This is a genomic window from Methylobacterium sp. NMS14P (genome assembly GCF_028583545.1).
In the GTDB taxonomy this organism is placed as follows: domain Bacteria; phylum Pseudomonadota; class Alphaproteobacteria; order Rhizobiales; family Beijerinckiaceae; genus Methylobacterium.
Genome location: NZ_CP087106.1, coordinates 1,834,611 through 1,850,436, shown reverse-complemented (window position 1 = coordinate 1,850,436; position 15,826 = coordinate 1,834,611). Strand labels below are relative to the sequence as shown.

Below are 15,826 nucleotides of genomic sequence, written 5' to 3'. Positions count from 1 at the left end.
CGACACTGGGAACGGGAGCCGAGAGGCAGCATGAACGCACCGACCAAAGCCGCTGCGACGTCCGGGGCCGAGGCCGTCCTGCCGGCCGCGCTGGCGCCCCGGGCCGAGGGGCCGCGGATCTACAACCTGTTCCCGCTCCTGGTCGGGCGCGTCGCGGACTGGACCGCCGAGCTGCCGCGGATCGCCGCGCTCGGCTTCGACTGGATCTACCTGAACCCGTTCCACCAGACCGGCGGCTCCCGGAGCCTCTACGCGGTGGCCGACCCGGACCGCCTCGACGAGCGGTTCCGCGATCCTGACGGCACGCCCGACGACGAGCAGATCCGCCGCTTCTGCACCGCCGCCGAGGCGCTCGGCCTGTCGGTGATGACCGACCTCGTGATCAACCACACCGCCGACAACGCGCGGCTCGCCACCGAGCGGCCCGACCTGTTCATGAAGGAGCCCGACGGCTCGATCATGCACCCGGCCGCCGTCGACCCGGACGACCCGTCGATCCGCACCGTCTGGGGCGACCTCGCCGAGCTCGACTACCACACCCCCGCCGCCCGGGACGAGCTGACCCGGATCTGGGGCGCCTACGTGGGGCATCTGCAGGGCCTCGGCGTGAAGGGCTTCCGGTGCGACGCCGCCTACAAGGTGCCGCCGGAGACCTGGCGCGCCCTGATCGGGCAGGCCAGGGAGCGCGACCCCGCCTGCCTGTTCGCCGCCGAGACCCTCGGCTGCACCTTCGAGGAGGCCCGGGCCACCGCGGGCGCCGGCTTCGACTACCTGTTCAACTCCTTCGCGTGGTGGGACCTGAAGAAGCCCTGGGCGCTCGAGCAGTACGAGCGCCTGCGGGTGCTGGCGCCCTCGATCGCCTTCCCGGAGAACCACGACATGAAGCGGCTCGCCGCCGAGATCGGCGGCGGCCCGGAGGCGGTGGCGCAGCATCTGCGCACCCGCTACGCGCTCGCGGCGTTCTTCTCGGCCGGCGTGCTGATGCCGATCGGCTACGAGTGGGGCTACCGCCGGGCGCTGCACGTGGTCGAGACCACGCCGCGCGACCGCGAGAACGACACCGGCATCGACATCTCCGCCTTCGTGCGGGCGATCAACGCCCTGCGGGCGGAGCTGCCGGCCGCCAATGTCGAGGGCGCGCAGATCCGGATCTCGTCGCCCGACAGCGACCTCGTGGCGCTGGCCCGCTTCGACACCGGCCACCCGGCCTCGGCGCGGCACGGGCTGATCGTGCTCTACAACCCGACCGAGAGGCCGGTGCCGGTGGAGGCCGGGTCGCTCATCGCCCGCACCGGCGGGATGCTCGGCGCCTTCGTCGACCGGACCCCGGAGGCCGAGCCGATCGCCTTCCATCCCGGCAGCGCCATCGACCTGATGCCGGGCGAGCTGCGCGTCCTCGCGGCCAGCGCCCAGCAGGTCGCCCGCCAGCCGGAGCGCGGCACCCCGGACGGGGAGGGCCGGGTGGTGATCGAGGCCGTGAGCCCCGAGCTCGACGGCGGCCGCTCGCCGGTGAAGCGGATCGTCGGCGAGTCCCTGCGGGTCGAGGCCGACATCTTCTCCGACGGCCACGAGATCATCGACGCCGCGATCCTGTCGCGGGTCGCCGGCACCGAGGCGTGGCGCGAGGACCCGATGGTCTTCGTCGACAACGACCGCTGGGCCGGGCACTTCCCCCTGGAGCGGAACGCCCGCTACGAGTTCACCCTGATCGCGTGGCGCGACGCGTTCTCGTCCTGGGTGCGCGACACCCTGAAGAAGCGCGCCGCCGGCGTCGACGTGCGCCTGGAGACGATCGAGGGCGTGGCGCTGGTCGGGACCGCCGCCTCCCTCGCCCGGACCCGCGGCGGCCGCGACGCCGACCGGCTCGCCGCGCTCGTGGCGGCGCTCGCCGCCGAGGAGACCGGCTCGGCCGCCCAGCTCGACCGGATCCTCGCCCCCGACGCGGCGGGCCTCGTGCGCCGGAACGCCGAGCGGGTGAACCTGACCCGCTATCCGGTGACCCTGCCGGTGATCGCCGACCGCCTCGCGGCCCGGTTCTCCGCCTGGTACGAGATCTTCCCGCGCTCCCAGTCGATGGACGTCAACCGCCACGGCACCTTCGACGACGTCATCCGGCGCCTGCCCGAGATCCGCGAACTCGGCTTCGACGTCCTCTACTTCACGCCGATCCACCCCGTGGGCCGGACCAATCGCAAGGGGAAGAACAACACCTTGAAGGCCGAACCCGGCGATGTCGGCTCGGTCTACGCGGTCGGCGCCGAGGAGGGCGGCCACGAGGCCGTGCATCCCGACCTCGGCACGCTCGCGGATTTCGAGCGGCTGGTCGCGGCGAGCCACGCCTACGGGATGGAGATCGCCCTCGACTTCGCGATCCAGTGCTCGCCCGACCATCCCTGGATCAAGAACCACCCGGAATGGTTCGAGTGGCGCCCCGACGGCACGCTGAAATTCGCCGAGAACCCGCCGAAGAAGTACGAGGACATCTCGAACGTCCACTTCTACGGCGGCGCCCTGCCCTCGCTCTGGATCGAGCTGCGCGACATCCTGCTCGGCTGGTGTGCGCGCGGCGTGCGCGTCTTCCGGGTCGACAACCCGCACACCAAGCCGATCCCGTTCTGGGAATGGGTGATCGGCGAGGTCAACGGCCGCTACCCGGACGCGATCTTCCTCGCCGAGGCCTTCACCCGGCCGAAGATGATGAAGAAGCTCGCCAAGGCCGGCTACCAGCAGAGCTACACCTACTTCACGTGGCGCAACACCAAGCAGGAACTCACCGACTACGCCCTCGAGCTGGCCGGCGAGATGGGCGAGTACTACCGCCCGAACTTCTTCGCCAATACGCCCGACATCAACCCGTACTTCCTCCAGACCAGCGGCCGCGCGGGCTTCGTCATCCGCGGCACGCTCGCCGCGACCCTGTCGTCGGTCTACGGCATCTACAACGGCTTCGAGCTGTGCGAGGCCGCGCCGTATCCCGGCAAGGAGGAGTACCTGAACTCCGAGAAATACGAGCTGAAGGCCTGGGACTACGACCGGCCGGGCAACATCCGCGAGCACATCGTCAAGCTCAACAAGATCCGGCGCGAGAACCCCGCCCTCTGGGATTTCCGCAACGTCGTCTTCACCGGGGCCTTCAACGATCAGATCATCGCCTACGCCAAGGCGACGCCGGAGCGCGACAACTGCGTCTTCACCATGGTCAACCTCGACCCGAAGAACCGCCAGGAATGCACCTACGAGGTGCCGCTCTGGCTGTTCGGCCTGCCCGACGACGGCGCCGTCGAGGTCGAGGACCTGCTGCAGGGCTACACGTTCGAGCTGCGCGGCAAGTCCCACCGCATCGCCCTCGATCCGGCCGAGCGATCCTGCGTGATCTGGCGCCTCCGGGCGCCGCGGCGGGTTGCGGGCTGAGGCCGCCCGTGGCACTCGGCCATGGCAGTTGAATGCGGCGGCGGGAATTCCCGTCGCCGACCCTCGCACCCGCGCGGCGGCCCGCCGCCCGCGCCCCGGCCGGGTCCCCCGCCGGTCCCGTCAGACTCGACCGATGAGGCAGCGACGCGATGATCGATCGCAGCGACCCGCAATGGTACCGTGACGCCATCATCTACCAGATCCACGTCAAGTCGTTCTTCGACTCGAACAACGACGGGATCGGGGATTTCGAGGGCCTGACCCAGCGCCTCGACTACGTGCGCGATCTCGGCGTGACGGCGATCTGGCTGATGCCGTTCTACCCCTCGCCGCTGCGCGACGACGGCTACGACATCGCCGATTACCGCGACATCAACCCGTCCTACGGGACCATGGAGGATTTCAAGGCCTTCGTGGAGGCGGCGCACGACCGGGGCCTGCGGGTCATCACCGAGCTCGTCATCAACCACACCAGCGACCAGCACCCCTGGTTCCAGGCCGCCCGCGAGGCCCCTCCCGGCTCGCCCGAGCGCGACTTCTACGTCTGGTCGGACACCGACGAGCCGTACCGGGACACGCGGATCATCTTCCTCGACACCGAGGCGTCCAACTGGACCTGGGACCCGGTCGCCAAGCAGTATTTCTGGCACCGGTTCTACAGCCACCAGCCGGATCTCAACTTCGACAACCCGAAGGTGCTGGAAGCGGTCATCGACGTGATGCGCTACTGGCTCGACATGGGCGTCGACGGCCTGCGGCTCGACGCGATCCCCTACCTGATCGAGCGCGACGGCACGAACTGCGAGAACCTCGCCGAGACCCACGACGTCATCAAGGCGATCCGCGCCGCGCTGGACGCGAGCTACCCCGACCGGATGCTGCTCGCCGAGGCCAACCAGTGGCCCGAGGAGACCGCGCAGTACTTCGGCGACGGCGACGAGTGCCACATGGCGTTCCACTTCCCGCTGATGCCGCGGATGTACATGGCGATCGCCCGGGAGGACCGGCACCCGATCACCGACATCATGCGCCAGACCCCGGAGATCCCCGAGGGCTGCCAGTGGGCGATCTTCCTGCGCAACCACGACGAGCTGACGCTCGAGATGGTCACGGCCGAGGAGCGTGACTACCTCTGGTCGTTCTACGCCGCCGAGCGGCGGGCCCGGATCAATCTCGGCATCCGCCGCCGCCTCGCGCCGCTCCTCGAGAACGACCGGCGCAAGATCGAGCTGATGAAGTCCCTCGTCCTGTCGATGCCCGGCACGCCGGTGCTCTACTACGGCGACGAGGTCGGCATGGGCGACAACATCTACCTCGGCGACCGCGACGGCGTGCGCACGCCGATGCAGTGGAGCCCGGACCGCAACGGCGGCTTCTCCCGGGCGAACCCCCAGAAGCTGTTCCTGCCGGCGATCCAGGACCCGATCTACGGCTTCGACGCCATCAACGTCGAGGCGCAGACCCAGGCCCAAACCAGCCTGCTGAACTGGACGCGGCGCATGATCGCGATCCGCAACAACAGCGTCGCGCTGGGGCGCGGCACGATCCAGTTCCTGTACCCGTCGAACCGGAAGGTGCTCGCCTGGATCCGCGAGCACGAGGACGAGCGGATCCTGTGCGTGGCGAACCTGTCGCGCGCGCCCCAGGCCGTGCAGCTCGACCTGTCGGAACTGCGCACCGCGGTGCCGATCGAGCTGACCGGCGGCACCGAGTTCCCGCCGATCGGCGACCTGCCCTACCTGCTGACCCTGCCGTCCTACGGCTTCTACTGGTTCAGCTTGAGTGCCGCCCGGTCGGGCGTGGTCGGCCCGCAGCAGGAGCCGCCGGAGCTGTTCACCCTGGTGCTCACCGGCGGGATCGAGACCCTGATGAGCGGGCGGGAGCGCGTCGCCTTCGAGCGCACCGTGGTGCCGCCGTTCCTGACGAGCCGGCGCTGGTTCGGCGCCAAGGGCTCGCGGATCAAGGCCACGAAGGTCGTCGACTGCGCCGCCCTGAAGGACGTCGACGGCAGCGCGCGCTTCCTGCTGCCGCGGCTGCAGGTGCAGCTCGCCAGCGGCGAGACCCAGGAGTACTTCGTGCCCGTGGGCGTCGAGGAGGGCCGCGAGGACGAGACCCTCATGCCCTTCGCGGTGGCGCGGGTGCGCCGGGGGCCGCGCACCGGCCTGCTCTACGGGGCGGCCGGCTCCAACGACTTCGCCGCCTGCCTGATCGACGACATGCGGCAGGCCCGCGAGATCCCCACGGAGACCGGGCGGCTCGTCTTCGCCGTCACCTCGGCCTTCGACCCGGACGTCACGGTCGACGTGGCCGACATCCGCCGGCTCTCGGGCGAGCAGAGCAACACCTCGATCGCCATCGGCTCGAAGATGATGCTCAAGCTGCTGCGCCGCCTGCAGCCGGGCCTGCACCCCGAGATCGAGGTCGGGCGCTTCCTCACCGAGAAGGCGGGCTTCTCCAACACCCCGGCGCTGCTCGGCACCCTGGAGCACGTGGCCGAGGACGGCACCCGCACGGCGCTGGCGGTGCTCCAGCGGTTCGTCATGAACCAGGGCGACGCCTGGACCCTGATGCTGGAGGGCCTGCGCCGGGACTTCGAGACCGTGGTGCTCACCCCGGAGAGCGAGGCCGCGACCCCCGAGGAGGCGTTCCAGGCCCACCGGCCCTGGGCCGACCTGCTCGGCCGGCGCACCGCCGAGCTGCACGCGGCGCTGGCCATCGAGACCGACGACCCGGCCTTCGCGGCCGAGCCGTTCACCGGGGACGACCTCGCCGTGCTGGCGCGCGACGCCCGCCACCAGGCCGAGCGCGCCTTCCGGGCGCTCAAGGGCCTCGCCGACCGGGGCCTCGACGCCGGCAAGCCGGCCTGCGCGGAGCTCGTCCGGCGCCGGGGCGCGGTCGAGGCGCTAATCGCGTCGCTCACCGAAGCGCCGGTCCGGGGCGCCCACAAGACCCGCATCCACGGCGACTACCACCTGGGCCAGGTGCTGGTCGCCGAGAACGACCTGATCATCGTCGACTTCGAGGGCGAGCCCTCGCGCCCGGCCGACGAGCGCCGGGCCAAGTCGATGCCCCTGCGGGACGTCGCCGGGCTGATGCGCTCCTTCGCGTACGGCGCCGAGACGGTGATCCGGGAGATCACCGCGCGGTTCGCCGACTCCGAGGAGCGGGCGCGGGACGCGGCGACCGCGTGGCGCGGCATGATCGAGGCGGCGTTCCTGGCCGGCTACGAGGCCGCGGTCGAGGGCTCCCGGGCGGCGGTGACCGATCCGGAGAGCCGGACCCGGCTGCTGCGCCTCTGCCTGCTGACCAAGGCCCTCTACGAGGTCGACTACGAGGCCAACAACCGGCCGGACTGGATCGAAATCCCCGCCCGTGGGGTTCTCACCATTCTGGACACGGACGGACACGAGCCCGGAGCATCTGAATGACGGCGATCGACGAGACCTTCGCACGACGGGCCGGCCCGGAGGCGGGACCGGCGCGGACCGCGGATGTCCCGGGCTCCGGCGCCGCGCAGCCGCCGAGCGTCCACCCGGACGCGATCGCCGCGCTGATGGCGGCCAACCACGGCGACCCCTTCGCGGTGCTCGGCCCCCACCGGGTCGGGCCCCAGGCCTGGGAGGTGCGCGCCGTGCTGCCCGAGGCGCGGGCCGCCACCCTGGTGATGGACGGCCGCACCGCGCCCTTCGAGAAGCGCCACCCGGACGGGTTCTGGGTCGCCCGGATCGAGGGTGAGCACCGGCCCCTCTACGAGATCGAGGTCGAGGCCTGGGACGGGACGAGGCGCCGCCGCTACGACCCCTACGGCTTCGGCTCCTCGATCGAGCAGTACGACGTGGCGGCGCTCCGCGAGGTCGGCACCAACCTCGTCTACCGGATGCTCGGCGCCCAGTCGGGGCAGCTCGACGGCATCGACGGCTTCCGCTTCGCCGTCTGGGCGCCCAACGCCCGCAAGGTCAGCGTCGTCGGCGACTTCAACGACTGGGACGGGCGCCGCCACCCGATGCGCCTCTGGCAGGACGGCGGCATCTGGGAGCTGTTCGTGCCGGGCCTGAAGGCCGGCGTGCGCTACAAGTTCGAGATCCGCGGCCCCGACGGCGCCCTGGTGCCGCTCAAGGCCGACCCGGTCGCGTTCGCGGCCCAGCACCCGCCGGAGACCGCCTCGGTCACCCACGGGTCGAGCGACTTCGACTGGCGCGATTCCGGCTGGATGAGCACCCGCGGCGCCAAGGACCCGCGCCACGCGGCGATCTCGGTCTACGAGGTCCATCTCGGCTCCTGGGCGCGGGTGCCCGAGGAGGGGAACCGCTACCTGACCTACCGGGAACTCGCCGAGCGGCTGATCCCGTACGTGAAGGATCTGGGCTTCACCCATATCGAGATGCTGCCGATCACCGAGTTCCCGTTCGACGGGTCCTGGGGCTACCAGCCGGTCTCGCTGTTCGCGCCGACGAGCCGCTTCGGCACGCCCGAGGAGTTCGCGGCCTTCGTGGACGCGGCCCACGAGGCCGGGATCGGCGTGCTGCTCGACTGGGTGCCGGGCCACTTCCCGCTGGACGCCCACGGGCTCGGCCTGTTCGACGGCACGCACCTCTACGAGCACGCCGACCCGCGCCAGGGCTTCCACCAGGACTGGGGCACCTACATCTACAATTTCGGGCGGACCGAGGTCGCGACCTTCCTGGCCGCCAACGCCCGGTTCTGGCTGGAGCACTACCACCTCGACGGCCTGCGCGTGGATGCCGTCGCGTCGATGCTCTACCTCGACTACTCGCGCCGCCAGGGCGAATGGATCCCGAACCGCTACGGCGGCAACGAGAACCTCGACGCCATCGACTTCCTGCGCAAGACCAACGAGGCGACCTACAGCCACGCGCCGGGGACGATCACGGTCGCGGAGGAGTCGACCTCCTGGCCGGGCGTCTCGCACCCGACCTACACGGGCGGCCTGGGCTTCGGCTTCAAGTGGAACATGGGCTGGATGCACGACACCCTGCATTTCATGCAGGAGGATCCGATCCACCGCCGCTACCACCACCACAACCTGACCTTCGGGCTGCTCTACGCCTTCTCGGAGAATTTCATCCTGCCGCTGTCCCACGACGAGGTCGTGCACGGGAAGGGCTCGCTGCTCGGCAAGATGCCGGGCGACCGCTGGCAGAAATTCGCGAATCTCCGGGCCTATTACGGCTTCATGTGGGGGCATCCCGGCAAGAAGCTGCTGTTCATGGGCGGCGAGTTCGGCCAGGAGCGGGAGTGGAACCACGACAACAGCCTGGACTGGCACCTGCTGGACGATCCCCTGCACAAGGGCGTCCAGAGCGTGATCCGCGACCTGAACCGGCTCTACGTCTCGACGCCGGCCCTCTACAGCCGCGACGTCGAGCATACCGGCTTCCAGTGGCTGGTGGCGGACGACCAGGACAACAGCGTGATCGCCTGGGCCCGCAAGGGCGCGAAGCCCGGCGAGGTCGCCATCGTGGTGTCGAACTTCACGCCGGTGCCGCGGGAGGGCTACCGGATCGGCGTGCCGCAGGCGGGTTTCTACCGCGAGGCGTTCAACTCGGATGCCGGGGTCTACGGCGGGTCCAACCTGGGCAACCAGGGTGGGCGCCACACCGACGATCAGGCGAGCCATGGTCAGAGGCAGAGCCTGTCGCTGACCCTGCCGCCGCTGGCGACGATGATCTTCCTGCTGGAGGGGTGAGGAGACTTTCGCCTCCGCCCAGGCGTCACCGCGTCGTCCCGGGGCCGCGCAGCGGAGCCCGGGATCCAGGCCCGCCGGCGGTCAAGGTCCGCACCGACGGTGGTCCGGGTCGCCCGCCTCCGGCGTACCCGTCCGGGTCCGGCTGCGACGCCCCGGGACGACGGGCGCGGTGAAGCGGCGCGAGGGGAAGCGCCCGCGCCGTTGGCAGCGATGATCTGACCCGAACGGGCCTACCCGCCCCGCAGAGGGGGGGGGCCCGCGAGAAATCCCTACGCGGCCCGCCAGCGCAGCCCGACGCTGTTGCCGATCGCCCGGCCGTAGAGCCCGGCGTAGTTGTCGGCGGCCTGGTCCCAGCCGAAGCGGGCCGCCATGGCCCGCCGCCGCATGGCGTTCAGCCGCTTCTTCTGGCCGAAGGCCTCCAGGGCCCGCCGCACCGCCGCGCCGAAGGACGCCGCCGAGGCGTCCGCGAAGGTGAAGCCGGTCACGCCGTCCTCGACCGTGTCGGCGAGGCCGCCGGTCCGCCGCGCGATCGGCAGGGAGCCGAAGCGCTGCGCGTACATCTGGGCGAGGCCGCAGGGCTCGAAGCGCGAGGGCATCAGCAGGAAGTCGCTGCCGGCGAACATCCGCCGGGCCTGCGCCTCCTCGAAGCCGACATGGACGCCGACCGCGTCGGGATGGCGCTTGGCGAGCCCCTGCAGCGCCTGCTCGAACCGGCCCTCGCCCTGGCCGATCACCACCAGCTGGCCGCCCCCGGCCACGATGGTCTCGGCCGCCTGCAGGCTCAGGTCGATGCCCTTCTGGTGCACGAGGCGCGACACGATGGCGAAGAGCGGCCCGCGGGAGACCGCGAGGCCGAACTGCTGGCGCACCGCCTCGGTGTTGGCGCGCTTGCCCTTCCAGTCGTCGATCTCGAACCGCGTGGCGAGGTGCGGGTCGGTGGTCGGATCCCAGCTCTCGTCGATGCCGTTGAGGATGCCGGCGAGCCGGCCCTGGCCGGCGCGGGTGCGCAGCAGCCCGTCGAGGCCGCAGCCCAGCTCCGGCGTCTGGATCTCCCGCGCGTAGGTCTCGCTCACCGTGGTGACCTGCGAGGCGTAGAAGATGCCGGCCTTGAGGAAGGAGAGCTGCCCGTAGAACTCGGCGCCGTCGACCTGGAAGGCGGAGTCCGGCACGCCGAGCCGGGGCAGGGCGTCCCGGGGGAACAGGCCCTGGTAGGCGAGGTTGTGGATCGTCAGCACGCTCGGGACCCGCCGGCCGCGCCACGCGAGATAGGCCGGGGCCAGGGCCGCCTGCCAGTCGTTGAGGTGCAGGAGGTCGGCCGCCCAGTCGGGATCGGCGCCGGTGGCGAGGTCCGCCGCCGCGAGGCTGAGGCGGGCGAAGCGCAGGTCGTTGTCGCCGAAATCGCCGTGCTGGTCGCCGTAGGGCGTGCCGTCTCGCTCGTAGAGGTCGGGGCTGAGCAGGACGTAGATGCGCAGGCCGTCGGCGGCCTCGACCAGGCCGAGGTCGCAGGCCGGGATGCCGGCGAACCCCTCGAGGCGGGCGACGACCGGGATCTCCGGGAAGGCGGCGCGGACCTGCCGGTAGCCCGGGATCAGGACGCGGATGTCGTAGTGCGGGACCAGGGCCCGGGGCAGGGCGGCCGAGACCTCGCCGAGGCCGCCGGTCTTCACGAAATCCGCCATCTCGGGCGTCGCGTAGAGGATGCGGCGGCGCAGCGAGGCCGGCCGGGCCGGAACCGGTACGGGACCGACGCCGTTCTCCTCGCCGGACGACCACTCGGCGAAGGAACCACCACGGCGCGCATCGAGCATCAGCATTGATCCTGGCCGGGCGGGATGCCCCGGTCTGGCAGTCGATCGGGCAGGCACGGCTGTCACGATCTCAACCACGGCCAATGCTCCTTCGCCGCGACGGTTCCGTTGCGACGCACAAAATAGGCCACCGTGGTGATTAAGCGTCACTTACCTATGTGGCATCGCAGCGAGAAATCGCGCCGGCACGGCAAATTTCCGCCGCTGGATAATGGTCTCCGGCCCAGGACAGCGGCGCCCGGCACGCCGGACGGGGTCCGGCCGAAGGGGCCCGCCCAACGGGCGGCGCGCGCCGGACAGGTGATTCGGCCCCCGGCCTGACGGGCGCCGGGGCCGGGCTCCGCTCACTCCGCGCGGCGCAGGATCACCCCCTCGGCGGGCGCCAGCGCCAGGGTGAGGCCGGCCTGCTCGCCCCCGCGCCCCGGACGGGTCGAGAGCAGCACGGTCCAGGCCCCCTCGGGCAGCGGCAGGTCCCGCGACGCCGCGCCGAAATTCAGCAGCACGCGCAGGACGGCCCCGTCGGCGAAGCGCTCGTAGGCGAACACCTCGGCGATCCCCAGCGGCACCGCCCGGTAGCCGCCCACGGCGAGCGCCGCGTGGTCGCGGCGCAGGGCGAGCAGCCGCCGGTGCAGGGTGAGCATCGAGCCCGGATCCGAGCGCTGGCTCTCGACGTTGCAGGCCGCCCAATCCGCCGCCAGCGGCAGCCAGGGCTCGGCCGTGGAGAAGCCGGCCTGGGGCGTGTCGTCCCACTGCATCGGCGTGCGCTCCGGGTCGCGGCCGTGCCCGGGCTCGTTGTGCTCCCAGGGATCCCGGGCGCGGTCCGGGGGAATCGGCACGTGGCCGAGCCCGATCTCGTCGCCGTAGTAGAGGGTCGGCGTGCCCCGCAGGGTCAGCAGCAGCATCGCGGCGATGCGGGCCTGATCGGCCCCGACGCGGGCGGCGATGCGCGGCTGGTCGTGGTTGCCCAGCACCCAGTTCGGCCAGCCGCCCTCGGGCAGGGCCGCCTCGTACTGCGCCACGAGGTCGGCCACCGCGTCGGCCCGCCACGGGGTCTGGATCAGCTGGAAATTGAACGGCAGGTCGGCCCCGGTGAGGTCCGGGCCGTAATAGGCGACCAGCCGCTCCACCGGCAGGTAGATCTCTCCGATCAGCACCCGCTCGCCGTACGGGCGCAGCACATCCCGCATCCCGGCGATCACGTCGAAGATCTCGGGCCGGTCGGCGGAGTAGACCTGGGTGAAGCGGTTGATCTCGGGCGAGCCCGGCGCGTAGTCGGGATTGGCCGGGTTGTCGCGGAAACCCGCATCCTTCATCAGGTGCCAGATCACGTCGACCCGGAACCCGTCGACCCCGCGCTCCAGCCAGAAGCGGAGCACGTCGTGCATGGCCGCCCGCACGGCGGGGTTGCGCCAGTTCAGGTCCGGCTGCTCGGCCAGGAAGGCGTGGTAGTAGTACTGGCCGGTGGCCGCATCCAGCGTCCAGGCCGGGCCGCCGAAATTCGACAGCCAGTTGTTGGGCGGGCCGCCGCCGGGCGCCGGGTCGCGCCAGATGTACCAGTCCCGCTTCGGGCTCGCGCGCGACGACCGGCTCTCGGAGAACCAGGGATGCGCGATCGAGGAGTGGTTCGGCACGAAGTCGAGGATCACCTTCAGCCGGCGCCGGTGGGCCTCCGCCACGAGGGCGTCGAAATCGGCCAGCGTCCCGAACAGCGGGTCGATCCCGCAGTAATCCGCCACGTCGTAGCCGAAATCCGCCATGGGCGAGGGGTAGACCGGCGAGATCCACACGGCGTCGACCCCCAGCCATGCGAGGTAGTCCAGCCGCGCCGTGATGCCCGGCAGGTCGCCGACCCCGTCGCCGTTCGTGTCCTGAAAGGAGCGCGGGTAGACCTGATAGACGGTCCCGCGCTTCCACCAGACGGTGTCGGTCATGCTGCGCCCCTCGCATCGGCGGCCCACGCTTAACCGCTGACCCGCGCGCTGGCGACCGCCGGTGGGCGCGCGGCGCGCGCGCCGGGCGCGCGCCGGCAACGGAGCGCCGGTTCGGGACCGCGCCCGGAATCCCGTCGGGACCCTGTCCGGCGAATGGCTGCGCCCCGCATCCCTCGGGCGCATGCCCCTCGTGCAGGGCCACCGCGCGGAACTGTGACTGGAATGTCACGCCGCCGCGCCATATCTCCTCCGCCGTGCCCGTGCGCTCCGCCGGAGCGGCGCTGCCACGACTTCGCCGGAAGCCGACCGCATCGTCGGACGCTTCGGGGCACGGATCGTCCGTCCGTTCATGCGGCGGCAATCCATCAAAAGAGATAATCCGCCCACGACACCCCCGGCGCTAGAATCCGGGGAGACGACTTTGGGGGACCCGCACGTGTTGAACGATGTTCTGACCCGGCCTGTGCCACAAGATGTCGCGCGCGACGAGCGCGCCGCCGAGGCGCCCGCCTCGGCCCCCTGGACCGCCCCGGTGCTGTCCGGCAGCGGCGACGCGGTGGTGGACCTGCGCGAGGCGATCCGCGCCAAGCTGACCTTCGCGCTGGGCCGCACGCCCGAGACCGCCCGCCCGCGCGACTGGTTCGCCGCGACCGCGCTGGCCCTGCGCGAGCGGGTCGTGGCCGCCGGGCTGGCCTCGGAGCGCAGCGTGCCGAACAAGCGCGTCTACTACCTGTCGCTGGAATTCCTGATCGGCCGGCTGATGTCGGACGCCCTGAACAATCTCGGCCTCACCGAGACGACCCGCAGCGCGCTGCGGGAACTCGGGATCGACCTCGACGCCGTGCAGGATGCCGAGCCCGACGCGGCTCTGGGCAACGGCGGCCTCGGGCGGCTCGCCGCCTGCTTCATGGAGAGCATGGCCAGCATCGGCATCCCGGCCATGGGCTACGGGATCCGCTACGACCACGGCCTGTTCCGCCAGTCCTTCGAGGACGGCTGGCAGCGCGAGGCGCCGGAGACCTGGCTGGCCGAGGGCAACCCCTGGGAATTCGCCCGGCCCGAGGCGACCTACGCGATCGGCTTCGGCGGCACCGTCACGCTGTCCTCGCCGGAGGAGGGGGTGATCCGGCGCCACTGGCAGCCGGCCGAGACCGTGCGGGCGGTGGCCCACGACGTGCCGGTGGTCGGCTGGCGCGGCCGCCACGTCAACGGCCTGCGCCTGTGGAAGGCCGAGGCCGGCGAGCCCGTCGACCTCGCCCGCTTCAACGGCGGCGACCATGTCGGCGCGGTCGCGGCGCGGATGCGCGCCGAGGCGATCTCGCGGGTGCTCTACCCGAGCGATTCCTCGGCCGAGGGCCAGGAGCTGCGCCTGCGCCAGGAATACTTCTTCACCGCGGCCTCGATCCAGGACCTCGTCGCCCGCCACGTGGCCGAGCGCGGCGACGTCCGGTCCCTGCCCGACCACGCCGCGATCCAGCTCAACGACACGCACCCGGCGATCGCGGTGCCGGAGCTGATGCGCGTCCTGCTCGACGTCTACGGCCTCTCCTGGGAGGATGCGTGGCACGTCACCACCCACACCCTGCACTACACGAACCACACCCTCCTGCCCGAGGCCCTGGAGACCTGGCCGGTGGAGCTGATGGAGCGGCTGCTGCCGCGCCACATGCAGATCATCTACCTGATCAACTGGATGCACCTGGAGGAGCAGGCCAAGCACGGCCGTCAGGACGCCGCCTACCTGGCCTCGATCTCGCTGATCGACGAGTCGCACGGGCGGCGGGTGCGGATGGGGCACCTCGCCTTCCACGGCGCCCGGCGGGTCAACGGCGTCTCGGCCCTGCACACCGACCTGATGCGCTCCACGGTCTTCTCCGACCTGCACGCGCTGGATCCGGACAAGATCGTCAACAAGACCAACGGCATCACCTTCCGCCGCTGGTTCCACAACGCCAATCCCGGCCTCACCCGGCTCGCCGTGGAGACGGTGGGCGCCGGCGTGCTCGACAATCCCGAGCTGCTCCGGGGCCTGGAGGCCCACGCGGAGGATCCGGCCTTCGTGGCGCGCTACGCGGCCGTGCGCCGGGAGCGCAAGGAGGCCCTGGCGGCGCTGATCGCCGAGCGCACCGGCATCGACGTCGATCCGGCCGCGCTGTTCGACATCCAGGTCAAGCGCATCCACGAGTACAAGCGCCAGCTCCTCAACGTGGTCGAGACCGTGGCGCTCTACCAGGCGATCAAGGCCGAGCCGCACCGGGACTGGACGCCCCGGGTGAAGATCTTCGCCGGCAAGGCGGCGCCGAGCTACGTCCAGGCCAAGCTGATCATCAAGCTCGCCTGCGACGTCGCCAAGGCGGTGAACGACGATCCCGAGGTCGCGGACCGGCTGAAGGTGGTGTTCCTGCCGAACTACTCGGTGAGCCTCGCCGAGTCGATCATCCCGGCCGCCGACCTGTCGGAGCAGATCTCCACCGCCGGCATGGAGGCCTCGGGCACCGGCAACATGAAGTTCGCCCTCAACGGCGCGCTCACGGTGGGCACCCTCGACGGCGCCAACATCGAGATCCGCGACCATGTCGGGGCGGACAACATCTTCATCTTCGGCCTGGAGGCCGACGGGGTCCGCGCCCGGCAGGCCGAGCCGGACTACGCGGCCCGGGCGATCCAGGCCTCGCCGCGGCTGGCGGCGGCGCTCGACATGATCGCCTCAGGGCGGTTCTCGCCGGAGGAGCCGGGCCGGTTCCGGCCGCTCACCGACGACCTGCGCCGGCGCGACCAGTACCTGCTCACCGCCGACTTCGACGATTACTGGCGGGTGCAGCGGTCGATCGACGCCGCGTGGCGCGATCCCCGCGGCTGGTGGGCCAAGGCGATCCGCAACACCGCCCGCATGGCGTGGTTCTCCTCCGACCGGGCGATGCGCGAGTACGCCGAGGAGATCTGGCGGGTCCGCCTGGGCTGAGCCGCCA

At 71.4% G+C, this 15,826-nt stretch carries 6 protein-coding genes; 4 read left to right on the top strand and 2 right to left on the bottom strand.

What is annotated here, in order from left to right:
• The first annotated feature begins 30 nt into the window (after positions 1 to 30).
• The 3 genes from LOK46_RS08595 (at position 31) to glgB (ending at position 9,118) form a co-directional block, all read left to right on the top strand.
• Positions 31 to 3,411, top strand: coding sequence for a maltotransferase domain-containing protein (locus LOK46_RS08595; RefSeq protein ID WP_273563382.1), 3,381 nt, complete (start codon positions 31 to 33; stop codon positions 3,409 to 3,411).
• A gap of 149 nt (positions 3,412 to 3,560) precedes the next feature.
• Positions 3,561 to 6,839, top strand: coding sequence for a maltose alpha-D-glucosyltransferase (gene treS, locus LOK46_RS08590; protein ID WP_273563381.1), 3,279 nt, complete (start codon positions 3,561 to 3,563; stop codon positions 6,837 to 6,839).
• Entirely contained in the window at positions 6,836 to 9,118 is a 2,283-nt protein-coding gene (gene glgB / locus LOK46_RS08585) for a 1,4-alpha-glucan branching protein GlgB (RefSeq protein ID WP_273563380.1), read from the top strand. Before treS ends, glgB begins: the two co-directional genes overlap by 4 nt.
• A gap of 269 nt (positions 9,119 to 9,387) precedes the next feature.
• Here the strand turns inward: glgB and glgA are convergent, their stop codons facing one another.
• Positions 9,388 to 10,926, bottom strand: a complete 1,539-nt coding sequence (gene glgA, locus LOK46_RS08580) for a glycogen synthase GlgA (protein ID WP_273563379.1) — start codon at positions 10,924 to 10,926, stop codon at positions 9,388 to 9,390.
• 344 nt (positions 10,927 to 11,270) lie between these two features.
• Complete coding sequence (locus tag LOK46_RS08575) at positions 11,271 to 12,857, bottom strand: alpha-amylase family glycosyl hydrolase (protein ID WP_273563378.1); 1,587 nt, start codon at positions 12,855 to 12,857, stop codon at positions 11,271 to 11,273.
• Positions 12,858 to 13,293: 436 nt separating this feature from the next.
• Here LOK46_RS08575 and LOK46_RS08570 point away from each other — a divergent pair, with 436 nt between their 5' ends.
• A complete protein-coding gene (locus LOK46_RS08570) occupies positions 13,294 to 15,819 on the top strand; it encodes a glycogen/starch/alpha-glucan phosphorylase (protein WP_443192881.1) in 2,526 nt (841 codons plus the stop codon).
• The last annotated feature ends 7 nt before the right edge of the window (positions 15,820 to 15,826 follow it).

Bases quoted from the DNA above. Each gene is read 5' to 3' on its own strand.
- treS (WP_273563381.1), top strand. From the start codon at position 3,561: ATGATCGATCGCAGCGACCCGCAATGGTACCGTGACGCCATCATCTAC.
- LOK46_RS08595 (WP_273563382.1), top strand. From the start codon at position 31: ATGAACGCACCGACCAAAGCCGCTGCGACGTCCGGGGCCGAGGCCGTC.
- LOK46_RS08575 (WP_273563378.1), bottom strand. From the start codon at position 12,857: ATGACCGACACCGTCTGGTGGAAGCGCGGGACCGTCTATCAGGTCTAC.
- glgB (WP_273563380.1), top strand. From the start codon at position 6,836: ATGACGGCGATCGACGAGACCTTCGCACGACGGGCCGGCCCGGAGGCG.
- glgA (WP_273563379.1), bottom strand. From the start codon at position 10,926: ATGCTCGATGCGCGCCGTGGTGGTTCCTTCGCCGAGTGGTCGTCCGGC.